Here is a 22,643-nt window from a genome sequence, read left to right as displayed (position 1 = left end):
AGTAACTCCTGTCATTAATCATTGAACCGCGCCAGCTCTGTCTTGAGCGAGTCATGCCACCTTGGTTGACTCGTCGACGAGGCGGGTCTTGTGCAAATACCTGCGTTATTCAGGGTTGCAAACGCCGCACCTTCCAGCCCGTATCGCTGCGGTCATAGCGCAGGCGCTCATGCAGGCGCTCCTGGCCGTTACCCCAGAACTCCAACGACTCAAGCCGCAACTCAAACACGCAATAACCCTCGGGACGCGGCAGCGGACCTTGCACGTCGGCCAGTTCCCTGGCGGCGCTGCGCATGGCTTGAACATCCTTGAGTTCTTCACTCTGGCGAGACACCGATGACATCGGATGCGTGGCATAAGGACGCTTCAGCCACGCCTCGTCAGCCTTGGCATCCGGCAAGCGCACGGCCTGGCCATTGAGGATGATCTGCTGGCTGGTTTCGCGCCAATACAGCACACCCGAGGCCCAGGGGTTCTCTGTCAGTTCGCGGCCTTTCTGGCTTGCGGCATGGGTGCTGAACAGCACCCCGGTGTCATTGATCTCACTGATCACCACGATGCGCGTCGAAGGCCGGCCCTGGCTGTCCGCCGTGGCCAGCGCCAGCGCACGGGGTTCGCGGATGCCCACGCGGCGTGCGCGTTCGAGCCAGTTGTGCAGCACGCTCATGGGATTGGCAGGCAGCGTCTGGTACTCGGGAAACGGCGCATCCAGTGTGCCAGTCAGGGATTCCGACATGCCTTTACCCAGCAGCGGCTGGCCTAGTACTGAACTGTTCATAGAACGATGGTCCCCCGTCCGAAGGTGACGCCATTGCCTGATACTTCGACCCGCGTCAGTTGATCGGCGTGGCCCTCGGTCCTGGCGAACATGAGTGAAGGGCGGCCGATTTCCACGCCCTGAAGAATCTCGATCTGCTGGCCGAACTCGATCTGGCCATGACGCGCCAGATGAATCGCCAAGGGCCCGGCAGCGGAGCCTGTGGCCGCATCCTCGACCACCCCATAGGCCGGTGAGAACATCCGGCTGCGCCAACGCCGTCCCGCGCCGGCAAAACAATTGATGGCCATGTCGTGGAAGCTGGACAGGGCACGGTGGTCGGGGTGCAGGGCGGACAACGCGGCGATGCTCGGCAGGCCGACGAACACATGACGCGGGCCGTTGTGATAGATCTCGATGGGAAAGGTCGAGTCGCTGATGCCCAGGGCCTTGAGCAATTCGGCGTCGCGCCCCAGGGCCGTCCAGGTCGGTATCGGCTGGTCCATGCTGGCGGCGACGACGTTGCCGTTCTGGCGCTCCAGGTCAAAGGCGATGGTGCCCATCTGGGTTTCCAGGAACAGCCGGTGATTGTCGGTGTGCGCCCCCAGGGCAATGGCCGTGCCCAGCAACGGGTGTCCGGCGAAGGGCAGTTCGTTGACCGGGGTGAAGATCCGGATCAGCGCATCGCCACAGTTGCGTGGCTTGAGCACGAAGGTGGTTTCCGACAGGTTCATCTCCCGGGCGATGCGTTGCATTTGCTCGGCCGACAAGTCATCGGCGTCAAAGAACACCGCGACCGGATTGCCTTCCAGCGGGGCGCTGGCAAAGGCGTCGATGATGACGTAATGGTGCATGGTTATCTCCCGGCGGCCGAAGCGTTACTCTCGACAGGTGTGTGGATGAGGGCGTGCCGCAGCAGGTCGGCGATGATGCGCGGGCCTTCCTGGGTCAGCAGCGACTCGGCATGAAACTGCATGGAGGCGAACGACGGCCCACGCAGGGCATGCACCTCGCCGGTCTCGCTGTCGCGGCTGATTTCGACGGTGCCGATGCCGTCGATGTCCAGGCGGTCACTCGAACTCTGGGCGGCGAAGGTGTTGTAGAAACCCACCCGTTCGGCGTTGCCAAACAGGTCGATCTGTTTTTGCACACCCTGGTTGGGAATGGCTTTGCGCTGCAGTTCCAGGCCCAGGCACAAGCTCAGCACCTGATGGCTCAGGCACACCGCAAGGAACGGCCGCTGCTGGCTGAGCAAGGAGCGGATGGCCACGTGCAGGTGGTTGATTTTCGGCTGTTGGACTTCGCTCGGGTTACCGGGGCCGGGGCCCATGATGACCAGGTCGTAGCCGTCAAAGCTGTATTCGTCGCTGAAGCTGCACACCGTCACCACCAGGCCCAGGGCCCGCAGTTGCTTGGCGATCATCGAGGTGAAGGTGTCTTCGGCGTCGACGATCAGTACCTGGCGCCCACTGAAGTCGGCCTGGATCTGCTCCCGCTGCTGGCTGTCCATCAGCCAGAAGTCCGAGACGTAGGCATTGCGGCTGGCCAGTGCGGCGCGCACTTGCAGGTGATTGCCGAAGCGCGAGGGCGCCTGGTTTTTCAGTGCGCTGATCAGGCCGGTGGCCTTGGCCCGGCTTTCGGCAGCCTCGGTCATCGGGTCGGAATGGCGCACGATGGTCGAGCCCACGCTGATCCGCACCTCGCCGCTGTTATCGATGTCGGCGGTGCGAATCAGGATCGCCGAGTCCAGGGAACGCCCGCCCTTGCCATCGCTGCCGATCAGCGCGGCCATGCCGCTGTAGTACGCGCGGCCTTGCGGCTCATAGCGCTGGATGACCCGGCAGGCGCTTTCCAATGGGCTGCCGGTGACGGTCGGGGCAAACAGGGTTTCGCGCAGGATTTCCCGCACATCGCGATGGGTCCTGCCTTCGATGAAGTACTCGGTGTGAGCCAGGTGCGCCATTTCCTTGAGGTAAGGGCCGAGGACATGGCCGCCGTCCTCACAGATGCGCGCCATCATTTTCAGCTCTTCATCCACCACCATGTAGAGCTCGTCGGCTTCCTTGCGATCCGCCAGGAAGTCCATGACTTCGGTCAGGTTGGGGCCGGCGGGCGGATAGCGGTAAGTGCCGCTGATGGGGTTCATCACCGCGAGCCCATCCTTGATGCTGATGTGGCGCTCGGGGGACGCACCCACGAAGGTACGGCTGCCGGTGTGGATGATGAACGTCCAGTAGGCGCCTTTCTCCCGTTCCAGCAGATGGCGAAAGAACGACAGCGCACTGGCCGGGCCGTACTCGCTGATCTCGGCCAGGAAGGTGCGCTTGATGACGAAGTTGGCGCCTTCCCCGGAGCCGATTTCGTTGGCGATCACCTGGCTGACGATCTCGGCGTAGCTCGCGTCGCTGAGGTCGAAGCGTTCGCTGTTCAACTGGATCGGCACGTTGGGCAGCAACCCCAGCAAGCGTTCGATGCTGATGGATTGCTGCTCGGTGATGTTCATCGCCAGCAGCGGCGACTGATCGTCCACCGCCTCGAAACCGCGCTCGGCGATCTGCCGGTAGGGGATCAGCGCCAGTACATCCAGGCGAGGCGCGCCGATCGAGGTGGCAGGCAAGTCGATATCGGCCAGGACCTGCGGTTCCGACATTTCGCCGATCAGCACGTCCAGCAGGCCGGGGCCGCTGGATTCCGGGCGGTACAACAGGGCAAACGGCTCGGGAGCCGGTTGCAGGATGCGTTCCATGAGGTGGGCTGCGGTCTGGCTCATAGCACTACCTCGTCGGTGGTGATGACCATGGCGCAACGGCTGGCGGCGTATTCGATGGCCATCCAGTGGTGCTCCTTGCTGAAGTCGGCGATCGCGTCGGCAACGAGGAACGGCTGGATATCGTTGGAGTAGGCGTCCACGGTGGAAATCAGTACCCCGACATGGGCGTACACCCCGCACAGGATCAACTGATCGCGCTCGTTGGCGCGCATGCGTTCCAGCAGGTCGGAGTTGAAGAACGCACTGTAGCGCCACTTGGTCAGCAGCCAGTCGCCGGGCTTGGGCGCCAGGGCGCCGACCACCTCGCGGTCGGCGGGGCTGGCCTTCATGCCCGGGCCCCAGAAGTCCTTGAGCAGCCCGCGTTGCTCCTCGCTCATGCTGCCGGGCTGGGCGGTGTAGGCCACCGGAACGCCGTTGTCGGCAGCCCACTGGCGAATGCGCGCGGCATTGCTCACGACTTCGTCACGCAGGGCGTCGGGCAAGGGGCGCAGGAAGTAGCGCTGCATGTCATGCACCAACAGCACGGCACGCTCGGGGTCGATGCTCCATTGTGCGAGGTTGACGGGCAGGTCGCGGTTGGTAGGCAAGGCGTAAGGGACGATCGATGGAATGCCGGTCATGACGACAAACTCCAGTCAAAAGGAGGCAAGGGTTGAGGAGGGCTGGTTTTTCCAGGCCATCACCGCAGTAATGGCTTGCCAGGGGTTCAGGCGCGGGTCGCACAGGCTTTTGTAGCGGCTGGCGACCTGATGCAGGCCGGCGGCATCGGAAGCGCACTCGCTGACGTCGTCAGGGGTGGTTTCCAGGTGCAGGCCGGCGGCCACGCCACCGGCAGAGGTCACGGCATGCTTGAAGGCGGCGATTTCCTCGGTGATGGCCTGCACCATGCGGGTCTTGTTGCCGCAGGGCGCGACGATGGTGTTGCCGTGCATCGGGTCGCTCAGCCAGATGATCTTGTGGCCGGCCTGGCGCACCGCTTCGACCAGCGGAGGCAGGCGCTCGGCGACCTTCTGGGCGCCCATGCGGGCAATCAGGGTCAGCCGGCCGGGTTCGCGCTTGGCGTCCAGGCGCTCACACAGGCTCAGCAGCTGGTCCCGGGTAATGTCCGGGCCGACCTTGCACGCCACTGGGTTGAGCACTTCGCTGAGCAGCGCCACGTGAGCGCCCGTTAACTGACGGGTACGCTCGCCGATCCACGGCCAGTGGGTAGAACCGAGAAATACCCGGCCCTGTTCGTCCTGGCGCAGTTGTGGCAGTTCGTAGTCGAGTACCAGCATTTCGTGGCTGGTCCAGGCCGGTGAACCTATGAGTTGCTCCTGGCCTGCCGACGCTTTCCAGCCCAGGTGCTGCATGATGTCCCGTGCGGCGCCATAGCCTCGAACCAGGCGTTGCGCATCGTGCTGGCGATGGCCGCAGACGGCCTCGCGGCCGTTGACCATGTCGCCGCGATACACCGGCAACTCGAGATCGCCAATGCGTTCGTTGTTATTGGAACGGGGCTTGGCGAACTGCCCGGCAATCCGTCCCACCCGTACCACCGGTTGCTGGGTCACGAGCCGGAACGCTCCGGCCAGGATGTCCAGCACCGCTGCTTTGCGGGCCACATGATCGGGAGTGCTTTCATCCATGTCCTCGGCGCAGTCACCGGACTGGATGACCATCGCTTCGCCGGCCGCTACACGCGCCAGGGTGGCGCGCAGCACCAGGATGTCTTCCACTCGAATCAATGAGGCGCTGTCCCTGAGGTAGGCCTGCGCGTCATGCAATTGTGATGGTTCGCTCCATTGAGGCTGCTGGAACGCTTCACAACTTAGAACCCGTTTCAGTAAGTCTTCCATGATGCGATCACTCTCACGAGGATTAAGTTGGAATGCCTTCACGTTTGATTTGCGGTACTGGAATACCCAGGGCGCGCAGTTGTTGAAAGACGTTCATGAATTCGCGATTGCGTTTTACTTTGCCGTCTTCCAGCTCGAAGGAGTGCAGGAAGTGGTTCTCGTAATAGCCTTCCGGATAGCCGGGAAAGAGGATCTTGCCGTGGCCATCACACTCGACCCAGATATGGTTAGGGTCATCGGTTTCAAATACTTTGACGTTGTACCACTCCCAGTCCGGGAAGCACTTGAGTGACCAAACAGCATGTTCGGCCAACTTGGCCTTGCCACTGATTACAATCGGCGCGCCGGTATCGGTGGTCCATAAGCCGCCTGAACCATCTTCGGTAAATAGTTCATGGCGGCGCAGGCGGTCTTGGCCTTTGGTGCGCATATATTGCTCGACCGTGGCGCGGTTCTTGCGGCGAAGTTCAGTGATGTCGCTAGCGGTTAGTTGTTGCGCTGCGCTATTGGGCATGCTCAGTCTCCAATGAATAAGGGGGGGTTATGAGGCGGGGATACCTTCACGCTTGATTTTTGGAACGGGGATGCCCAAGGCGCGAAGTTGTTGGAAGGGGTTCATGAATTCACGGTTCTGCGTGATCTTGCCGTCGTCCAGTTCGAAAGAATGGATGTAATGATTTTCGCAATAACCTTCGGGGTAACCGGGAACCAGGGTCTTGCCGCGACCGTCGCTTTCCACCCAGAAGTGGTTGGGGTTATCGGTTTCAAACACCCGGACGTTGTGCCATTGCCAGTCCGGAAAGCACTTCTCCAGCCATACGCCGAGGGCAGCCAGCTTCGTGTGGCCTTTAAACACAAGGGGTTCACCGGTTTCGGTGTTCCAGGAACCGCCACTGCCGTCCTGAGTGAACAGTTCATGACGACGCAGGCGATCTTTGCCGTTAGTGCGCATGTACTGTTCGACCGTGGCGCGATTTTTTTGGCGAAGTTCAAGGTGATCATTAAAGCCGCTAGGGGAAAGCGAAGCAGGCATGGGCAGCATCCTCCTTAGTTGGGGTTGTGTTTTTGAAAGTAAATATTTAGTTAATTGGCGCGGGTGAATGTTTACAGTTTTTAACTATTGTTCCTTCGTGGCCGTGCCGAGCGGGTGTTGTTTATACACCTGCATTTCTTGGGGGTGGAACTACCAGATCTTGTAGTGATGTAGGACGTGAACGGGCAGACTGCAGTCCGCCGGATGAACTGTTGCATTATTATGAAGAGGCAGGTTCATTCGTCGGCTGAGAGGCGGTAATGGCTTACTAGCATCGTCAGGATGCAATGTTCTATTTGGTTAGTTGTATTAGATGCAATAAATCTAGTGCTAGTGCGAAGCAGCCTATGACTGTGTGGTTTTGCTTGTTGACAGAGGGTCAGGTTGGTCTAGGCTAACGGCCTGTTTTCAACTTTGGTGGTGCTCAGAATGGAATTAGGGCAGCAGTTGGGATGGGATACGTACTTTTATAGTATCTTTGCGCGAACCATGGACATGCAGGAGTTTACAGCTGTCGCGTTGAGGGCCTTGCGCGAACTACGGTTTGATTTTTTTGCCTACGGCATGTGCAGCGTGACTCCGTTCATGCGGCCCAGGACTTATATGTATGGCAATTATCCCCAGGACTGGGTGCAGCGATATCAGGCGGCTAACTACGCGGTGATCGATCCCACGGTGAAGCACAGCAAAGTCTCGTCGTCCCCCATTTTGTGGAGCAATGAGTTGTTCCGGGGGTGCCCGGATCTGTGGTCCGAAGCCAACGACTCGAATTTACGCCACGGCCTGGCACAACCCTCGTTCAACACCCAGGGGAGGGTTGGGGTGTTAAGCCTGGCGCGCAAGGATAATCCCATCAGTCTTCAGGAGTTTGAGGCGTTGAAGGTGGTGACCAAGGCGTTTGCCGCAGCGGTCCACGACAAGATTTCCGAGCTGGAGAGCGACGTGCGTGTCTTCAATACGGATGTGGAGTTCAGTGGGCGGGAATGTGATGTGCTGCGCTGGACGGCCGACGGCAAGACCTCGGAGGAAATCGGCGTGATCATGGGGGTGTGCACCGATACGGTGAATTACCACCACCGCAACATCCAGCGCAAGATCGGCGCCAGTAACCGCGTGCAGGCAGTCTCTTACGCCGTCGCGATGGGCTATATCTGAGGGTCTTCAAGAAGGACGACTCGGCCTGTATCAAGCGGTCTCTCTCAATAATGTGTCGGACATGAAGGCTGACGGTGCGACTGCGCTGCGGTGATGCTCGCGGTGGGCCGAGAGTTTGATGGCGAGGATTTTTTCATTCTGATGCACCGTGACCGGGCCCAGTCGTTCGTAGTGGACGCCGTTGATTTTGTAATAGCGCTCCATGGTGCTGTTGACGATCCCGACGATGGCATCTGCGCCCGCCAGGCTGGCCGTCTTGAGGCTTCTCCAGAACAACGGCATCGCCAGTTGCGGTTCGCGGGTGGTGAAGCGAGTCATTTCCCAGATGGCTGGATGCTTGGGCGGCGCCCCGGCGCAGGTATGGCCGAACACTCCTTCAAGCAGGTTGGGGAACGTGGTGGGAATCAGGCGGGCGCAGCCAACGATGGCGCGGTCTTCATTGAACGCCAGGAGGTAGCGGGCGTGCTCGGTGTCGTATTGATCCCATTCGCAACCTGCCTGGCTCGGATGGGCCGGCAGCCGCCATCCGAGTTTCTCGACGAATTGTTCGTGCCGAAAGCGGCCGAGCATGAGTTTCAGCTCGTCGCTCATTTCGTTCAGTGTGTGCTCTTCCATGTGCATTACTGAAGTTTTCCTTAGGGATGAAGGGAGTGCAGTTTTATAGAGGACTTGTACCGGCTTGGCACCTGCAAGATCTGGTAGGGGCATCGGTGGCATCGAGGTGAAGCCATTCGCTGGGGACTGTGCCGAAGCGGGCGGCGACAACAGTGGCGTTGATCCGGCCGTCGGCATTGAAGGCGGCAGTCTGGCCCAGGGAGTCGTAGAGAATGGCTGGTGCGCTCATGGGGCAGGGGGTGCGGCGTTTTGGGCTTGCATCCCCCTCAGTTCAATTATTTGGCGAGGATAGGAGATACATGGAGGGAAGGTGGAGAGATAGCCAGAAACAACAAAGCCCGCACAAGGCGGGCTTTGTTGAGGTACTTGGTGGCTACACAGGGACTTGAACCCCGGACCCCAGCATTATGAATGCTATGCTCTAACCAACTGAGCTATGTAGCCAAGTGGCGCGCATTATTCGCGTAGAACGGTAAGGCGTCAAGCGCTTTTTATAAAAAAATTATCTACGCTATCAACCGTTTATCCAATTCCCTCCTGTAGCCGTCAGCGCATCCTGCGATTGCACGCGCAACGCGCCGTGAACCCTGGTCCGCGTTTTAGTCGCTACACCGTATTGGCTGGTTTGCGTCGGCCGTGCCGCTGAACGCAGGCTTCGATGTTTTGTCGTGCCGCGCATCAAGCAAAATATTCAAGTCGTTAGCAAGCTAAGGGGATAGCCGCGGCGCACCGAAAAATGGCACATTGGCCACCCCTGCAACTGCGCATCCATCTGCTGTACGGAAACTCTCATGGCTATCAGCAATGTTCAGTCCGCCTCCGTGGCGACTCCCGCGCCTTCACACAGCAGCCCCCTGGTGCTGCGCATCATTGGCGCGGTGGCGCTGGCGCATTTGATCAACGACCTGATCCAGGCGGTGCTGCCGGCGATCTACCCGATGCTCAAGGCCAGCTACGGCCTGACCTTCACCCAGGTCGGCCTGATTACCCTGACCTTCCAGCTCACGGCCTCGCTGCTGCAGCCGTGGGTCGGCTATTACACCGACCGCCACCCCAAGCCGTACCTGTTGCCGGTGGGCATGGTCTGCACCCTGATCGGCATTCTGATGATGTCCCAGGTCGGCAGCTTTGCCTTGATCCTGCTGGCGGCGGGGCTGATCGGCGTCGGCTCCTCGACCTTCCACCCGGAAGCCTCGCGGGTGGCGCGGCTGGCCTCCGGCGGGCGTTATGGCCTGGCGCAATCGACCTTCCAGGTCGGCGGCAATGCCGGCACGGCCTTCGGCCCGCTGCTGGCGGCGGCCATCATCATTCCCTTCGGCCAGGGCAATGTGGCCTGGTTCGGCCTGTTGGCGGTGTTCGCCGTGGCGCTGCTCTACGCCATCAGCCGCTGGTACGCCAACCACCTCAAGCTGTTCAAGCTCAAGCAGGGCCAGGCGGCGACCCACGGCCTGTCCAAGGGGCGGGTGCTCAGCGCCCTGGTGGTGCTGGGGCTGCTGGTGTTCTCCAAGTATTTCTACATGGCCAGCCTGACCAGCTACTTCACCTTCTACCTGATCGAGAAGTTCGACCTGTCGGTGGCCAGCTCGCAGCTGCATCTGTTCCTGTTCCTTGGCGCGGTGGCGGCCGGGACCTTCTTCGGCGGGCCGATCGGCGACAAGATCGGGCGCAAGGCGGTGATCTGGTTCTCGATCCTCGGCGTGGCGCCGTTCACCCTGCTGCTGCCCCATGTCGACCTGTTCTGGACCAGCGTGCTCAGCGTGGTGATCGGCTTCATCCTGGCGTCGGCGTTCTCGGCCATCGTGGTCTACGCCCAGGAGCTGGTGCCGGGCAACGTCGGCATGATCGCTGGGGTGTTCTTCGGCCTGATGTTCGGGTTCGGCGGGATCGGCGCGGCATTGCTGGGCCACTTGGCGGACATCCACGGCATCGAGTACGTGTACTTCCTGTGCTCGTTCCTGCCGCTGTTCGGCCTGCTGGCGATCTTCCTGCCGCGGACCCGAAAAGCCTGAGTGCATGCCTTGAACGAAAGGGCCCGGGACGTGCCGAGCTTGGGCCTGGCCGAAGAGTCGCTGGCAGCTGCCGACAGTGAGTTGATCTGCCGGGAACGTCCGTTCGCCGCTGAAACCATGGAGTAAGGTAATGACCCCTGAGCGTATAACCCTCGATGCCCTGTTGACTGGCCGCGCCGTGGCCTATAGCCGCCCGGGGTCCATGAGTGCGATCGCCAAGACCCCGCGCACCGGCAGCCTGCAGGTCGGTCCGCAGGGCCTGCTGGAAGACGAGCAAGGCGACCGGCGGGTGCATGGCGGCACCGAGAAAGCCATTCATCACTATCCCCGCGAGCATTACGCCGCCTGGGCCGCCGAGCTGGGGCCGCATGCCTTGCTGGAGCAGCCGGGCGCCTTTGGTGAGAACTTCAGCAGCCACGGCTGGACCGAGCATAACGTCTGCCTGGGCGACCGGGTCCGGGTCGGCAGCGTGTTGCTGGAGGTGTCCCAGGGCCGCATGCCGTGCTGGAAACTCAATGACCGCTTTGCCGTGAAAGACATGTCGCTGCGGGTCCAGCAGAGCGGACGCACCGGCTGGTATTACCGGGTGCTGGAGGCGGGCAGCCTGAGCGCCGGGGACGTGTTGCAGCAGGTCGAGCGCCCGTTCGAGCAGTGGCCGCTGTCGCGCTTGAGCGCGGTGCTGTTTTCCCGCGAGGTGGCGCTGGAGGAGATTCGTCTGTGCCTGGAGCTGCCGCTGGTGCCCTCCTGGCGCCGTACCCTGGAGCGCCGGGTCGAGCAGGCGGCGGTCGAGGATTGGGCCCCGCGCCTGCAGGGCACTGTGCCTGCCGATGAGGAGCCCGTTCGCTGAGCGGCGGGCGCGATCAGTTCGCCTCCAGGGTCAGGCGGGCCTGGACCAGGGCCTGAGGGTCGACCTCCAGCTGCAGCGACACCAGGTTGACGCCCTGGTTTTCCACGTCGTCCAGCCAGGTCAGCAGGTCTTGCAGCGCGCCGCCCAGGCTGAGATTGAGGCGTCCGGACTCTTCGCTGTCCATGCGTTCGATGCTCAGGTTGGCCGCGGCCGTGCTGGCGGTGATCAGGCCGGCCAGGGTTCGGCCGTTGGCCTGCGGGCCGCGGGCCTGGGTGGACGAAGGGAGTTTGAGCAGATCGGTTTGCAACTGCAGGGCCTCCTGGAACTGCTGTTCAGCCTGGCGCAGGGCCTGGCGCTGAGGACTCCAGAGCAGGGTCCAGAACAGCGTCACGGCCAGAAACAGGCTGAGCAGCTTCAGGGCCAGGCGATCGCGAGGCGGTAGCTGCTGCCAGCGGTTCGAGTAACGATTGAAAAGGGTGGTCATGGGTTAGTCCGTGATTTTCAGGCGGGCGCTGACCCCGTCGGGAGCGAGCACGGCCGAGTCGGCCTGCACATTCGCGCCCTGCTGCGCGAGGGCTTCGCGCAGGCGTTCGAGGGTGGAGAAATCCGGCGCGTTGACTTGCAGGGTCCAGCCTTGCGCCTGTTGGTAGTCCAGCCGGCGAACCCGCGTATCGCCGCCATCGCTGCCGGTCCATTGGCGGGCCAGGCTGTCGAGCCGGCGCGCCAGGCTTTGTCGGGGCTGGCCGGCCTGCTGGGCACGGGCCTGGACCTGGCGGGCGAGGTCGATCACCCGGGGCTCGTCGGGGAAGCGCTGGCGCCAGAGTTCCAGGCTGGCCTCGGTCACCTCGGCGGCCTTGTGTTGCAGCAACCAGCGATGACCCACGTCCTGGGCCACTTGAGCGCCGCAGGCGATGACCAGGATTGCCAGCAACGCCCGCCATGGCGTGCGCGACGGGCTGCGCGGGGCGAAGGCTCCCTGGCGCAGATCGATGGCTTGCGCGCTGCCCCGGGCCAACAGCGGCCAGGGCGCTTCCTCGCTGCGTTGCAGGTTGTCGGGTAGCAGCGGGGCCAGCTCTTCGAGGGCCCGGTCGTCGAGCGCCAGGCGTTGCTGGCAGGCCCCGCCGATCAGCCAGCGGTCGTGGCAACGCAGGGCCAGGGCCTGGCTGTCCGGCAGGCAGTCGGCATCGACATGAATGCGCTCGGCCGTCAGGCCATGACTGGCCAGGCGTTCCAGCAGTTGCTCCAGCCACTGCCGTTGCAGGGCGAACAGGCGACAGTGCCGCCGCGCCTGCAACGGCCCACGGGCCAGGTGCAATTGCTCGGGGTCGTCCAGCAGCCGTTCTTCCAGCACCGAATGGATGGCTTGCTGCAACCAGCGGCCGCTGCGCGGTGGTACGTCGAAGCGGTGATGGCTGGCGATTTCCGCCGGCAGCAGCAGGGTCAGGCGCTGGCCGGCCAGCACCGCCGCCTGTTGCAGCGTGCCGTGCACCGGCTCGCCGTCGGTTTGCCACCAGGTGACGGGCGAGTCGTCGTCCACGGTCACGGTGGTGAGGTAAAGCCAGGCTTGCATGGGGTTTACTCCGGAAAACGGGAAGGGGCGGCGAGGGTGCGCTGCAGTACGCTGACCTGACCGTCCTGCTCGATGCGCAGGCGGCTGATCAGGCGCAATTGGCGGTCGCCCAGTTCGACATCCAGCACCGCCTGGAAATAGCGGCTGCTGACATCGAGCCCCTGGCTGTTGATCTCGTGCTGTTTCAGCACGGGGGCGTCGAGAAACTCCTGCACCGTCTTGTAGCCATCGGCGGGACGCGCCTGCACCAGGGCGGTGGCCTGGGCCAGGTCGAGCTTGCCCAGGCTGGCCAGTTGTTCGGCCGGGGCGGTGTTGAGGTTCAGCGCCCCCGGCGTGGTTCTGACCCAGGGTCGCAGGCGTTCCATGACCGCTGTGTCGACGCCTTCCAGGCGCATCAGCTCACTGCTGTCGTTCCAGGCCAGCGGCTTGCCGTCGAAACCACGGACCGGCGGCAGGCGCCTGGGGTCGTGGGGCGGCAGGCCGAGCACTTGCAGCAGGCGTTGATAGCGCAGGCGACTGATGCGGTCGTTGGGCGTGCGCAGGGTGCCGAGGTTGAAACGCGCGCCGAGGTCTTGCAGCTGGATGCGGATACGCCCGCTGTCGATGTCGAAGGTCGGCGTGCTGTGGGCCCAGCGTTGGCCCAGGTGTACGCGCTTGGGTTCCGGCTCGTCGCGCCAGTCGTCGCGCAGTTGGCCGCGGGCCCAGGCTTCGCCACTGAGCGCCAGTTGCCACAGTTGTTGCTGCAGCAGCTGGTTGGAGCTGCCGATCAGGCTCAGGCGCTGGCGGGCCAGCATGTCACTGACGATCAGGGTCGCCAGGGAGGTGATCAACAGCACGCTGATCAGCGCGATGCCCCGTTGTCTACAGGCCTTAACCATGGTCCAGCCCCTTGAAGCCCGGCAGCAGGATCACCCGCCGCAGGCCGGGATAACCCGGAGCGTCGAGTTCCAGTTCAATCGCCTGGGGCAGGCTCAATGGCGCCTGGCCGACGGGCCAGTTGGAATGGGCCTGACCCTGGTCGTCGATGTAGCGCAGGCGTTCGAGGCGGACGCCATCGAGCAGCAGTTGTTGCGCGGCAGTGCCGGACAGGTCGGGACCGTCCACCGGGCTGCGGTACTCGCGCAGCCATTGGCTGTCGCTCCAGCGATAGGTGACCAGCAGCAGGTCGTTGCGCGCCTGTTGCAAGGGATTGCTCCAGCCGCCGCGTACCAGCTGGATGCGCCCCGGTTCGCCGATCAGGGCCTGGCGCGCCGAACTGCCATTGACCGGATAGGCGATGGCCTGGGTCAGGTCACGTTCGAAGATACCCACCGCGCGTTGCAGGCGCCGCAGTTGCAGTTCGTGCTGATGAATCCGCTGGTCGGTGTGCATCATGCGTTCGAGCAACTGATAGCAGGCCAGGCCGAGCAGGCTGAACAGGGCCATGGCGATCAGCACTTCGAGCAGGGTGAAACCCTGTTGCCGGCGTTTCATGGGCGGGCCTCCAGGTAACCGGCCAGGCGCGCGCGCTGCCGGGGCATGGGGGCGTCGGTGGAGACTTCGAGCACGATCTTCAGCAGACGCGGGTCGGGCGCCGCGGCGGTTTCGCTGGTCAGCAGCCAGTCGCGCCCGGCGAAGCGGACCGGTTCCTGGCGCTGGCTCTGGGGCTGGCGCATGCCGGCGCGCAGTTCGTTCAGGCGGTTGTCCGCCAGCCATTGCGCCAGGGTCCGTTCGCTGAGGCCGCCGTTGTTGCCGATCAGGTGTTCGGTGGCGCTGTAGAGCGACAGCGACAGCACGGCGAAGATGGCCAGGGCGACCATCACTTCCAGCAGGGTGAAGCCCGCCTGTTTATTGCACCGGGGCAAGACGCACCTCCTCGACACCGTCGCTGGACAGCGACAGCAGCGGTTGCTGGCGGTACTCCAGCTGCAGGCTGAAGGGCGAGATCTGGTCGTTGGCCAGCACCCAGAGTTGCGGCTCCTTGCCCTGGCCCAGGCGTTGGCTCTGGCCTGGTGGCTCCTGCAGGTTCAGGCGCAGTTCGCCGGGCAGCCGGTGTTCCTTGAAGCGTTTGTCGGCCTGCCACTGGCCGCCGCGGTCGAGGCTCAGCACTGTGTAGTGGTCCGGCTCCAGGCGCAGCCCGTGATTGAGGTTGTTCAACACCGCGTCTTCGCGCAGCAAGCCAATGAGGTTTTGCAGGTGCTCGGCCTCGCGCCGGGCCTTCTGCCCGCCCGAGTCGCTCTGGACCAGCCCGACCATGCTGGCCAGCAAGCCGATGATCACCATGACCACCAGCAGCTCCAGCAGGGTGAAACCCGCCATTGGCTTGCGCACCTCAAGGCTCCCAGTTGCCGATGTCGGCGTTGGTCCCGTCGCCGCCGTTGCGGCCGTCGGCACCGAAGGAATACAGGTCGTAGGCCGAGCCTTCGCGACCCGGGGCGAGGAACTGATAAGGGTTGCCCCAGGGGTCCTTGGGCAGGCGCTTGAGGTAGCCGTCGGGGTTCCAGTTGAGGGCCGCCGGCATGCCCGCCGGTTTCTTCACCAGGGCTTCCAGGCCCTGCTGGGTCGACGGGTAGTGATGGTTGTCGAGCTTGTAGATTTCCAGGGCGGTGGCCACGGCCTTGATGTCGCTGCGGGCGGCGGTGACCTTGGCCTGGTCCGGACGGCTCATGATCTGCGGGACCACCAGGGCGGCCAGGACACCGAGAATCACCACGACCACCATGATCTCGATCAGGGTGAAGCCGCGTTGGCGGGAAGGGTTGCGCATGTTGTGTGCTCTTCAGGTGATGAGTTGGTTGAGGTTGAGAATGGGCATCAGGATCGCCAGGACGATCACCAGCACGCTGGCGCCCATGAACACCAGCATCGCCGGCTCGAACAGCCCGACCAGCATGGCGATGCCGTTGGACAGCTGGGTCTGCTGCTGGTGGGCGGCGCGTTCGAGCATGCTGTCCAGTTCCCCCGAGCGTTCGCCGCTGGCGATCATGTACAGCATCATCGGCGGGAAATCGCCGCTCTGTTCCAGGGCTCGGGTCAGCCCGCTACCTTCGCGTACGGCACGCGCCACGTCTTTCATACGAGTACGAATCTGCTGGTTGGCGACCACTTCGCCGGAAATCTCCAGAGCATCAACAAGTGGCACGCCACTGCGTCCGAGAATCGCCAGGGTGCTGACAAAACGGGTGCTGTTGCTGGTCTGGATGACCCGCCCGATCACCGGCAAGCGCAGCTGGGCCTGATGCCAGCGCATGGCCAGGGCGGGCTTGCGCAGGGCCACGCGCAGGCCGACGGCGAGGCTGCCGAGCATCAGCAGCAGGAGCAGGCCGTAGTCCCGGGCGAAGTCGCTGGTGGCGATCAGGCCGCGGGTCAGCACCGGGAGTTGCTGGCCGCTGTCGATGAACACCTTGACCACATCCGGCACCACGAAACTGAGCAGGAAACCGACGATGCCGAAGGCCGCCAGCAGCAGGATGCTCGGGTACAGCATGGCCAGTTGCAGCTGCTGGCGGGCGGCATGCCGGGCCTCGGTATAGTCGGCCAGCTGCATCAGCACCTGGGCCAGGTGGCCGGCGCGTTCGCCGGCGGCCACCGTGGCCCGGTACATCGAGGCGAAGGCGCGCGGGTATTCGCCCATGGCTCGGGCCAGGTCATGGCCTTCCAGCACCCGTGCGCGGATCGCCAGCATCATGCTTTGCTGCGCGCGCTTGCTGCATTGCGCGGCGACGGCGGCCAGCACTTCTTCCAGGGGCAGAGCGGCCTGGACCAGGGTCGCCAGCTGGCGGGTGAGCAAGGCCAGTCGCGCCGGGCTGAGGCGTTGGCTGCTGGTCAGCGTGGCGCCGGAGCGGTCCTGTTGCCCGCGGGCCGGCTTGACCTGCAGGGCGATCAGGTTGCGTTCGCGCAGCAGCTGGCGGACCTGCCGGGCGCTGTCGGCTTCCTGCACGCCGCGGGTCTTGCGCCCGGCGTTGCACATGGCGAGGTATTCGTAGGCGGCCACGATCAGTGCTCCCGGGTTACGCGTAGCAGTTCTTCGACGCTGGTGACGCCTTGCAGCACCTTGTCCCGGCCGTCGGCGAACAGGCTGTGGGCATGCTGGCGCGCGTACTGGGTCAAGGCGGCCTCGCCAGCCCCTTCGTGGATCAACTGGCGCAGCGGTTCGTCGAACAGCACCAGTTCGTAGATGCCCTGGCGGCCGCGATAGCCGCTGTGCTGGCAGGCCGGGCAGCCGACCGGGTGATAGAGCAGCGGGGCCTGTTGCGGGTCGAGGTGCAACTGGCGGCAGGCCGCGGCGTCGGCCGGCGTGGCGCTCTTGCAATCGCCGCAGAGCACCCGCACCAGGCGCTGGGCGACCACGCCGAGCAGCGAGGTGCATAGCAGGAAGGGCTCGATGCCCATGTCCAGCAGGCGGGTGACGGCGCCGATGGCGCTGTTGGTGTGCAGGGTGGACAGCACCAGGTGGCCGGTGAGGGAGGCCTGCACGGCGATGTCGGCGGTTTCCCGGTCACGGATCTCGCCGACCATGACCACGTCCGGGTCCTGGCGCAGAATGGCGCGCAGGCCACGGGCGAAGGTCATGTCGACCTTGGTGTTGACCTGGGTCTGGCCGATGCCGGCCAGGTGGTATTCCACCGGGTCTTCGATGGTCAGGATGTTGCGCGTCTGGTTGTTCAGGCTGCTGAGCCCGGCATACAGCGTGGTGGTCTTGCCGGAGCCGGTAGGGCCGGTGACCAGCAGGATGCCGTGGGGGCGCCGCAGGGCGTCTTCCAGCTTGTCGCGGATCGCCTCGGCCATGCCCAGCCGCCCCAGGTTCAGGCGCCCGGCCTGTTTGTCGAGCAGGCGCATGACCACCCGTTCGCCGTAGGCCGAAGGCAGGGTGGAGACCCGCACGTCCACTTCATGGCCGCCGATGCGCAGGGCGATGCGGCCGTCCTGGGGGATGCGTTTCTCGGCGATGTCGAGCTTGGACATGACCTTGATCCGCGACACCAGCAGGCCCGCCAGTTCACGGCGCGGGCGCAGCACTTCGCGCAGCAGGCCGTCGACCCGCAGGCGCACGGACAGGTGCTGCTCGAAGGTTTCCAGGTGGATATCCGAAGCCTTGACCTTCACCGCTTCGCCGAGGATCGCATTGATCAGGCGAATGATCGGCGCGTCGTCTTCCTGCTCCAGCAGGTCGGTGATCTGCGGCAGTTGCTCGGCCAGGCTGGCCAGGTCGTCCTGGCCGGCGATCTGGTCGCCCAGGCCCTCGGCCATTTGCATGGCGTCGTCGCGTCCATCGCGATAGTGCTCGGCCAGCAGTTCGGCGAAACCCTCGGCGTCGAGTATCCGGTGGCCCAGCAGCGGGCCATGGCAGCGGCGGATCTCGGCGAGGATTTCCACCGGCGTATCGGCCCGGCAGTAAAGCCGCAGGCCGCTCTCCAGGGGCTCCAGCAGGACCCCATGGCGCTTGGCGAAACCAAAGGGCAGGCGCGCGACCGGGTTCATCGGCGTGGCTCTCTGGCGCGCATGTCGATGGTCCCATCCTGCGGGGCGGCATCGAACAGTTGGCGTGAATCGGCGGGCAGGGCCAGGCCGCTGCGGCTGTCACCGTTGGCGCGCAGCTTGCGCAGGTCGTTGTACTTGCGCTGGCTGACGTTGACGGCATCGGCGCTGCCGCGCACCAGGGTCGGCCGCAGGAAGACCATCAGGTTGGTCTTTTCGGTGACGTCCTTGGTGCTGGTGAACAGCCGGCCGAGCAGGGGAATGCTGCCCAGCACCGGCACCTTGCTGACCTGGGTCTTGACGTTGTCCTTGATCAGGCCGCCGAGCACGATGATCTGCCCGTCGTCGGCGAGGATGGTGCTTTTCACCGAGCGCTTGTTGGTGATCACGTCGCTGGTGGTGATGCCGGGCGGGGCGCTGGCCAGTTCCGAGCTTTCCTGCTCGACCTTCAGGCGCAGGGTGTTGCCCTCGTTGATGTGCGGCGTCACCTTGAGGGTCACGCCGACGTCCTGGCGTTCCACGGTGGTGAAGGGGTTGCTGGCGCCGGCGGTGTCGGTGGTGTACGAGCCGGTCTGGAACGGCACGTTCTGGCCGACGAGGATTTCCGCCGCTTCGTTGTCCAGGGTCAGCAGGCTCGGGGTGGACAGCAGGTTGTTCTTCGAGTCGCTGGACAGGGCGGTGACCAGCGCGCCGAAATTGCTGGTGCCGATGCCGATGATGGCGCCGTCCGGCAGGGTGATGTTCTTGTCCTTGCCCGAGCTCAGCAACGTACCGATCGACAGGCCGGTGCCGCTGAAGTTGGTGCCGCCGGCGACGTTGCCGGCGCGCGCCGCCCATTGCACGCCGAGGGCTTCGTTGATGTCGCCGCTGACTTCGACGATGGCCGCTTCCACCAGCACCTGGGCCCGTGGCTGGTCCAGCTGGGTGATGACTTTGTCGAGCATGCTCAGTTGCGCCGGGTCGGCCATCAGCACCAGGGCGTTCTGGCTTTCGTCGGCGCTCACCAGGATCGAGTTGCCGCTGCCCTTGCCTTCGCCGCCACCGCGATTGCCGTCTTCCAGGCGCTTGCCGATGCCGTCGAGCAGCTTCGAGAGTTTTTTCGCATCGCTGTGGTGCAGGCGCACCACCCGCGCGCTGTCATTGGCATTGCTCGGCACGTCGATGGCCTTGACCAGATCGGCCATGCGCTGGCGGGCCTGGGCGGAGCCCGCGAGGATCACCCGGTTGCTGCGGGCGTCGCCCACGGCCTTGGCGTCGCTGGGGCCGTTGCCCGTCTGGCTGATGCTTTCGTTCAGGGTCCGGGCCACATCGCTGGCCCAGGCATGCTTGAGCGCCACGGTGCTGAACGAGCGATTGCCGGCCTGGTCCAGTTCGCTGACCACCTGGCGGATGCGTTCGACATTGCTGGCGCTGTCGGAAACCACCAGGGCATTGGAGCTGGCCGAGGGCGCGACATAGGCGTCGTCGCTCACCAGTGGGCGGACCACCCCGGAGATTTCCGCGGCGTTGGCGTTGCGCAGGTCCAGGACCCGGGTCACGAACTCATCGCCCGATTGCTCGCTGGATTTGGTCTTGGCTTCCACCGCCGGCACGATCAGCACCCGGTCGCCCTGGTCCAGGGCGACGAAACCCTGGCTGCGCAGCACGCTGAGGAACAGCGAGTAGATACCGTCCTTGTCCAGCGCACTGGACGATTGCACGCTGACCTTGCCTTGCAGCCGGGCATCGACCACCAGGGTCTTGCCGGTGATTTCACCGACTTCGCTGGCCAGGTCGCGCAGTTCGGCGTCCTTCATGTTCAGCGTCCACAGGCGCTGGGTGGTGAGGGCCGCGGTACTGGGCAGGGCGCTCAAAAGAAGGCCGAGGCTGAGCACGGCGCCTGCAATCTTGGACAGTTTCATGGTGTGTTCTCTATCGCTCGCAGAAGGGCCGTGGCTTTTCGGTCGGCGACCTCCGGTGGGGTTGTCTGGGGGCTGAGCAGGCGCAGTTGGCGCCCGGGTAGCAGCAGGTTCTGTTCACGGCCGTTGCGCAGCACCACCACCTGATCGGCGCTGACACTCTTGAGCAGCGTGCCGTCGGGCAGGCGTTCGCCCGGGGAGTAGAAGGCCCGGCTGTCGGCGTACTGGATCAGGGCCCTGGATTGTTCGGGCTGGCTGCCCAGCAGGCTGGCGAGCAGGACCAGCGGCAGGCTGGCCTGCGCGCTGTCGAATTCGACCGGTACGGCGCCGAACACCCTGGCGATGTTGCGATCGTCCAGGGGCGCGGGCAGCCGCTGTTCGGCGCTGGCGCTCGGTACCGCGCTCGGCACCGGCTGGCCCGCCACGACTTGCCGGTAGGTCCAGCTGTCGAGGCCGAGCCAGCTCAGCCAGAGACCCAGGGCGACCAGGCTTACGGGCAGTAGATAGCGCTGGCCGGCGCCGCGCGGGCGCCATGAGAGCAGCGTTTTCATGGGCGTTTGGGCAGCATGCGTCTGAGCACGCCCTGCCCGCGCCATTGGTGGAGGATCACCGCGGCGATATGGCCGGCTACCAGCAGGGCCAGGGCCATGCAGCTGTAGTGGTGAAGCTCTTCGAAAAAGGTGATGGCCGCCGGGTCCTGCAAGGGTTGCGGGAGCTGCAGGCCGAACAGGTCGATCGGGCGCGACATCATCAGCACGCCGCTGAATAGCACGGTACCGAGGGTGACCAGCAGGGCGCCATGCCCGGCATGCACCAGCTTGCGCTCAGCCGCGCTCTGATGGGCGGGCGCCGCCGGAGCGGGATGACGCACCAGGTAGAACAGCCGCAGGACGAACAGCGGCACCAGCAGGGTGGTCAGCGAGACATTGATAAAGGCGATCGCCTGTTGGACCGAGCTTGGCGGCTGCAACAGGGCGCTGGCATAGCCGCTGATCGTGGCCCACAGCACAACGGCGGCGAACAGCCAGTGCAGCAGCCTGCGCGGTCTTGAGTAGTGAGGGTGATTCATGTCGATTCCCAAGGTCCGCAACGCGGTGCCGAGGCACCACGCTGCGGTTGGTCAGGTTATGGATTACTTGCGAATCCAGGCGTCCTTCCAGTTGCTGCCCACGCCAGGCTCGAACTGAGTGGCGCCAGCGTTCCACTGGATGCAGTAGCCGCTGTAAGGGAACGGCTTGCATTCATAGACGTTGCCGTCCTTGGCCAGGACCTTGGTGCCGGCCTTGTAGCCGGTCAGGCCTTTGGGGAAGACGAAGTCGTAATCACCGCCGCCGCCCACTTCCTCGGCTTTGAGGGTGATGCGCTGGCTTTGTTGCAGCTGCTCGCCTTTCTCCGGCTTGGCCACGACCACCACGTCGTACTCACCTTCGCTGACATTACGCAGCGGGATGGAGAAGTGCGGGGTGTTGTTGCCAGGCTCGGCTTGTACGTGAGCAATGCTTTCGTTCTTGCCGTTGAAGACCGTCGAGCTGATGGTGTACTTGCCGCCCTGGGCAATGGCGTTGAAGTGCAGGTCGGTGGCGTTGTCCTTCAAGGTGTACTCGGCCTGCAGGCCGGAAAGTTTCAGCTCGCCAGGAATGCTCGGCTGCTCTTTCTGGATTTCCACACGCACCACGTCGCTGTTGTTCTTGGCGTACATGGTGTTCTTGCCGTAGTTGGGAACGACTTCGTTGTTGGCGTTGAGCTCGCCCATCACATAGCCGGCATTGGCCTTGTTGACCTTTTCCGCCAACAGGAACGGCCAGGTGTTGGCCTGGGCCTGCTCGGCGGTTTCGATGTTCAGGCGGGTCTGGCGGTTCTGCTGTTCACCGGCATTGGTGAACACGCGAGTGCTGACCTTGTCGCCGACACGCAGTTGTTCAGGCTGTACCGCGCCGAGGATTTTCCAGTCGGGAATCGGCGCGCCATCGTTGTCGATGTTGACGTCGATGGCCTGGTAGAAGGTGGCGGCGGTGTCGGCGATTTTCCAGGTCGCCAGGATCACGTGGTAACCGCTGCGGTCAGCAGGAATGTTGACCTTGTGCTTGGTCTTGCCACCGGCCGGCGGACGCACGCCACCGGCGTTTTCATTGAGCAGCGGGGTCATCTCGAAGGAGTCGCGGGTCAGCGGCTGGTTCGGGTTCCAGTCTTTCTTGGTGATGTAGAACTGGTAGTAGGCGCTGGCGTGACCGGCGGAGTAGTGCCAGGTGAATTCATTCATGCCCGGCTTGATCGTGGTTTTCTCCCAGCGGGTCGCCGTCTGCTCGTTGAGCTGCGAGAAGCTGGTGATGCCGCCCGCCGGGATGGTGCCGTTCGCCGGACCGCATTGGGTGAAGTCGCCCGAGCAGTAATCCTTGGGGTAGTGATGCTGGACCGATGGCGAGTACTCGACACTCTGCGGTTCGTAAGTGACGGGGCCGCAATCGCGGTTGAGGTTGCCGCCGGTGGCGGAGCACATGAAGGCACGGGACTTCGGACTTTCGACATAACCGTGGGCGAAGGCTTGCTGGCTGGCCAGTGAAGCCAGGCCGAGGGTGATGGCCAACGGAAGCTTGCGCATGGCGCTGGCGCGGGTGTTATGAAGCATCGAATCACCTTGAATTAGGGATGTGAAAGAGTCTTTTTTGAGTTCTTCGATGCCGGCCGCCCAATGAG

Annotated in this window: 24 protein-coding genes and 1 tRNA gene; 3 read left to right on the top strand and 22 right to left on the bottom strand. The window is 63.9% G+C overall.

Annotated elements, in window-relative coordinates:
• Window positions 1-109: 109 nt before the first annotated feature.
• The 7 genes from phzG to AC3RCP_RS26850 are packed head-to-tail and all read right to left on the bottom strand — an operon-like array spanning window position 110 to window position 6,398.
• On the bottom strand, window positions 110-778 hold the full coding sequence (phzG, locus tag AC3RCP_RS26880; protein WP_101339099.1) for a phenazine biosynthesis FMN-dependent oxidase PhzG: 669 nt from the start codon (window positions 776-778) through the stop codon (window positions 110-112).
• Window positions 775-1,611 (bottom strand): PhzF family phenazine biosynthesis protein, encoded by an 837-nt coding sequence (locus AC3RCP_RS26875; RefSeq protein WP_087092059.1) that lies wholly within the window; start codon window positions 1,609-1,611, stop codon window positions 775-777. The genes phzG and AC3RCP_RS26875 overlap by 4 nt, the downstream gene beginning before the upstream one ends.
• Before the next feature lie 2 nt (window positions 1,612-1,613).
• Entirely contained in the window at window positions 1,614-3,503 is a 1,890-nt protein-coding gene (locus AC3RCP_RS26870; protein ID WP_492570864.1) for an anthranilate synthase family protein, read from the bottom strand.
• 20 nt (window positions 3,504-3,523) lie between these two features.
• Window positions 3,524-4,147 (bottom strand): isochorismatase family protein, encoded by a 624-nt coding sequence (locus AC3RCP_RS26865; RefSeq protein ID WP_007923187.1) that lies wholly within the window; start codon window positions 4,145-4,147, stop codon window positions 3,524-3,526.
• A 15-nt stretch (window positions 4,148-4,162) separates the two neighbouring features.
• Window positions 4,163-5,365, bottom strand: a complete 1,203-nt coding sequence (locus AC3RCP_RS26860) for a 3-deoxy-7-phosphoheptulonate synthase (RefSeq protein WP_053262621.1) — start codon at window positions 5,363-5,365, stop codon at window positions 4,163-4,165.
• Window positions 5,366-5,387: 22 nt separating this feature from the next.
• Complete coding sequence (locus tag AC3RCP_RS26855; RefSeq protein ID WP_007923191.1) at window positions 5,388-5,879, bottom strand: PhzA/PhzB family protein; 492 nt, start codon at window positions 5,877-5,879, stop codon at window positions 5,388-5,390.
• 27 nt (window positions 5,880-5,906) lie between these two features.
• Window positions 5,907-6,398: a PhzA/PhzB family protein gene (locus AC3RCP_RS26850; protein ID WP_101339097.1), complete on the bottom strand. Its 492-nt coding sequence runs from the start codon at window positions 6,396-6,398 to the stop codon at window positions 5,907-5,909.
• 489 nt (window positions 6,399-6,887) lie between these two features.
• On the opposite strand from AC3RCP_RS26850, the gene AC3RCP_RS26845 reads away from it, so the two are divergent.
• Window positions 6,888-7,553 carry an autoinducer binding domain-containing protein gene (locus tag AC3RCP_RS26845; protein ID WP_492570706.1) on the top strand — a complete coding sequence of 222 codons (666 nt, stop codon included), beginning with the start codon at window positions 6,888-6,890 and terminating at the stop codon, window positions 7,551-7,553.
• A gap of 30 nt (window positions 7,554-7,583) precedes the next feature.
• Here AC3RCP_RS26845 and AC3RCP_RS26840 read toward each other — a convergent pair whose 3' ends face one another.
• Both AC3RCP_RS26840 and AC3RCP_RS26835 read right to left on the bottom strand, forming a co-directional pair.
• The gene (locus AC3RCP_RS26840; RefSeq protein WP_007923204.1) at window positions 7,584-8,174 is read right to left on the bottom strand and encodes an acyl-homoserine-lactone synthase; all 591 of its coding nucleotides are present in this window, start codon (window positions 8,172-8,174) and stop codon (window positions 7,584-7,586) included.
• Between the two features lie 361 nt (window positions 8,175-8,535).
• Window positions 8,536-8,612, bottom strand: a tRNA-Met gene (locus AC3RCP_RS26835).
• Window positions 8,613-8,959: 347 nt separating this feature from the next.
• Between AC3RCP_RS26835 and AC3RCP_RS26830 the strand changes: the two genes are divergently transcribed.
• Window positions 8,960-10,177 carry an MFS transporter gene (locus tag AC3RCP_RS26830; RefSeq protein ID WP_085532420.1) on the top strand — a complete coding sequence of 406 codons (1,218 nt, stop codon included), beginning with the start codon at window positions 8,960-8,962 and terminating at the stop codon, window positions 10,175-10,177.
• 130 nt (window positions 10,178-10,307) lie between these two features.
• On the top strand, window positions 10,308-11,024 hold the full coding sequence (locus AC3RCP_RS26825; RefSeq protein ID WP_492570707.1) for an MOSC domain-containing protein: 717 nt from the start codon (window positions 10,308-10,310) through the stop codon (window positions 11,022-11,024).
• 13 nt (window positions 11,025-11,037) lie between these two features.
• Here AC3RCP_RS26825 and gspM read toward each other — a convergent pair whose 3' ends face one another.
• The 13 genes from gspM to gbpA all read right to left on the bottom strand — a co-directional run bounded on the left by gspM (window position 11,038) and on the right by gbpA (window position 22,575).
• Complete coding sequence (gspM, locus tag AC3RCP_RS26820) at window positions 11,038-11,508, bottom strand: type II secretion system protein GspM (RefSeq protein ID WP_457274907.1); 471 nt, start codon at window positions 11,506-11,508, stop codon at window positions 11,038-11,040.
• Between the two features lie 3 nt (window positions 11,509-11,511).
• Complete coding sequence (gene gspL, locus AC3RCP_RS26815) at window positions 11,512-12,594, bottom strand: type II secretion system protein GspL (RefSeq protein ID WP_492570708.1); 1,083 nt, start codon at window positions 12,592-12,594, stop codon at window positions 11,512-11,514.
• Between the two features lie 5 nt (window positions 12,595-12,599).
• On the bottom strand, window positions 12,600-13,472 hold the full coding sequence (gspK, locus tag AC3RCP_RS26810; RefSeq protein WP_492570709.1) for a type II secretion system minor pseudopilin GspK: 873 nt from the start codon (window positions 13,470-13,472) through the stop codon (window positions 12,600-12,602).
• A complete protein-coding gene (gspJ, locus tag AC3RCP_RS26805) occupies window positions 13,465-14,067 on the bottom strand; it encodes a type II secretion system minor pseudopilin GspJ (protein WP_101339090.1) in 603 nt (200 codons plus the stop codon). Before gspJ ends, gspK begins: the two co-directional genes overlap by 8 nt.
• Complete coding sequence (gene gspI / locus AC3RCP_RS26800; RefSeq protein WP_007923211.1) at window positions 14,064-14,438, bottom strand: type II secretion system minor pseudopilin GspI; 375 nt, start codon at window positions 14,436-14,438, stop codon at window positions 14,064-14,066. The genes gspJ and gspI overlap by 4 nt, the downstream gene beginning before the upstream one ends.
• On the bottom strand, window positions 14,422-14,904 hold the full coding sequence (gene gspH / locus AC3RCP_RS26795; RefSeq protein ID WP_492570710.1) for a type II secretion system minor pseudopilin GspH: 483 nt from the start codon (window positions 14,902-14,904) through the stop codon (window positions 14,422-14,424). The genes gspI and gspH overlap by 17 nt, the downstream gene beginning before the upstream one ends.
• A gap of 1 nt (window position 14,905) precedes the next feature.
• Window positions 14,906-15,340: a type II secretion system major pseudopilin GspG gene (gene gspG / locus AC3RCP_RS26790; RefSeq protein ID WP_009045575.1), complete on the bottom strand. Its 435-nt coding sequence runs from the start codon at window positions 15,338-15,340 to the stop codon at window positions 14,906-14,908.
• 12 nt (window positions 15,341-15,352) lie between these two features.
• Window positions 15,353-16,567 carry a type II secretion system inner membrane protein GspF gene (gene gspF, locus AC3RCP_RS26785; protein WP_492570711.1) on the bottom strand — a complete coding sequence of 405 codons (1,215 nt, stop codon included), beginning with the start codon at window positions 16,565-16,567 and terminating at the stop codon, window positions 15,353-15,355.
• Window positions 16,568-16,569: 2 nt separating this feature from the next.
• Window positions 16,570-18,054 (bottom strand): type II secretion system ATPase GspE, encoded by a 1,485-nt coding sequence (gene gspE, locus AC3RCP_RS26780; protein WP_492570712.1) that lies wholly within the window; start codon window positions 18,052-18,054, stop codon window positions 16,570-16,572.
• Window positions 18,051-19,952 (bottom strand): type II secretion system secretin GspD, encoded by a 1,902-nt coding sequence (gene gspD, locus AC3RCP_RS26775; protein WP_101339085.1) that lies wholly within the window; start codon window positions 19,950-19,952, stop codon window positions 18,051-18,053. The genes gspE and gspD overlap by 4 nt, the downstream gene beginning before the upstream one ends.
• The gene (locus tag AC3RCP_RS26770; RefSeq protein ID WP_492570713.1) at window positions 19,949-20,500 is read right to left on the bottom strand and encodes a type II secretion system protein N; all 552 of its coding nucleotides are present in this window, start codon (window positions 20,498-20,500) and stop codon (window positions 19,949-19,951) included. The genes gspD and AC3RCP_RS26770 overlap by 4 nt, the downstream gene beginning before the upstream one ends.
• Window positions 20,497-21,018, bottom strand: coding sequence for a cytochrome b (locus AC3RCP_RS26765; protein WP_492570714.1), 522 nt, complete (start codon window positions 21,016-21,018; stop codon window positions 20,497-20,499). Before AC3RCP_RS26765 ends, AC3RCP_RS26770 begins: the two co-directional genes overlap by 4 nt.
• Window positions 21,019-21,081: 63 nt before the next feature.
• Window positions 21,082-22,575, bottom strand: a complete 1,494-nt coding sequence (gene gbpA, locus AC3RCP_RS26760; protein ID WP_492570715.1) for an N-acetylglucosamine-binding protein GbpA — start codon at window positions 22,573-22,575, stop codon at window positions 21,082-21,084.
• Between the last annotated feature and the right edge of the window lie 68 nt (window positions 22,576-22,643).

This window comes from Pseudomonas sp. GW822-FHT05A08 (genome assembly GCF_058800485.1).
Note: the sequence above shows the minus strand (reverse complement) of the source record. Positions and strands in the feature narration are given on the sequence as shown.

Excerpts from the sequence above, each read along its gene's own strand:
- phzG (WP_101339099.1), bottom strand. The coding sequence starts at position 778 with ATGAACAGTTCAGTACTAGGCCAGCCGCTGCTGGGTAAAGGCATGTCG.
- AC3RCP_RS26875 (WP_087092059.1), bottom strand. The coding sequence starts at position 1,611 with ATGCACCATTACGTCATCATCGACGCCTTTGCCAGCGCCCCGCTGGAA.
- AC3RCP_RS26870 (WP_492570864.1), bottom strand. The coding sequence starts at position 3,503 with ATGGAACGCATCCTGCAACCGGCTCCCGAGCCGTTTGCCCTGTTGTAC.
- AC3RCP_RS26865 (WP_007923187.1), bottom strand. The coding sequence starts at position 4,147 with ATGACCGGCATTCCATCGATCGTCCCTTACGCCTTGCCTACCAACCGC.
- AC3RCP_RS26860 (WP_053262621.1), bottom strand. The coding sequence starts at position 5,365 with ATGGAAGACTTACTGAAACGGGTTCTAAGTTGTGAAGCGTTCCAGCAG.
- AC3RCP_RS26855 (WP_007923191.1), bottom strand. The coding sequence starts at position 5,879 with ATGCCCAATAGCGCAGCGCAACAACTAACCGCTAGCGACATCACTGAA.
- AC3RCP_RS26850 (WP_101339097.1), bottom strand. The coding sequence starts at position 6,398 with ATGCCTGCTTCGCTTTCCCCTAGCGGCTTTAATGATCACCTTGAACTT.
- AC3RCP_RS26845 (WP_492570706.1), top strand. The coding sequence starts at position 6,888 with ATGGACATGCAGGAGTTTACAGCTGTCGCGTTGAGGGCCTTGCGCGAA.
- AC3RCP_RS26840 (WP_007923204.1), bottom strand. The coding sequence starts at position 8,174 with ATGCACATGGAAGAGCACACACTGAACGAAATGAGCGACGAGCTGAAA.
- AC3RCP_RS26830 (WP_085532420.1), top strand. The coding sequence starts at position 8,960 with ATGGCTATCAGCAATGTTCAGTCCGCCTCCGTGGCGACTCCCGCGCCT.
- AC3RCP_RS26825 (WP_492570707.1), top strand. The coding sequence starts at position 10,308 with ATGACCCCTGAGCGTATAACCCTCGATGCCCTGTTGACTGGCCGCGCC.
- gspM (WP_457274907.1), bottom strand. The coding sequence starts at position 11,508 with ATGACCACCCTTTTCAATCGTTACTCGAACCGCTGGCAGCAGCTACCG.
- gspL (WP_492570708.1), bottom strand. The coding sequence starts at position 12,594 with ATGCAAGCCTGGCTTTACCTCACCACCGTGACCGTGGACGACGACTCG.
- gspK (WP_492570709.1), bottom strand. The coding sequence starts at position 13,472 with ATGGTTAAGGCCTGTAGACAACGGGGCATCGCGCTGATCAGCGTGCTG.
- gspJ (WP_101339090.1), bottom strand. The coding sequence starts at position 14,067 with ATGAAACGCCGGCAACAGGGTTTCACCCTGCTCGAAGTGCTGATCGCC.
- gspG (WP_009045575.1), bottom strand. The coding sequence starts at position 15,340 with ATGCGCAACCCTTCCCGCCAACGCGGCTTCACCCTGATCGAGATCATG.
- gspE (WP_492570712.1), bottom strand. The coding sequence starts at position 18,054 with ATGAACCCGGTCGCGCGCCTGCCCTTTGGTTTCGCCAAGCGCCATGGG.
- gspD (WP_101339085.1), bottom strand. The coding sequence starts at position 19,952 with ATGAAACTGTCCAAGATTGCAGGCGCCGTGCTCAGCCTCGGCCTTCTT.
- AC3RCP_RS26770 (WP_492570713.1), bottom strand. The coding sequence starts at position 20,500 with ATGAAAACGCTGCTCTCATGGCGCCCGCGCGGCGCCGGCCAGCGCTAT.
- AC3RCP_RS26765 (WP_492570714.1), bottom strand. The coding sequence starts at position 21,018 with ATGAATCACCCTCACTACTCAAGACCGCGCAGGCTGCTGCACTGGCTG.
- gbpA (WP_492570715.1), bottom strand. The coding sequence starts at position 22,575 with ATGCTTCATAACACCCGCGCCAGCGCCATGCGCAAGCTTCCGTTGGCC.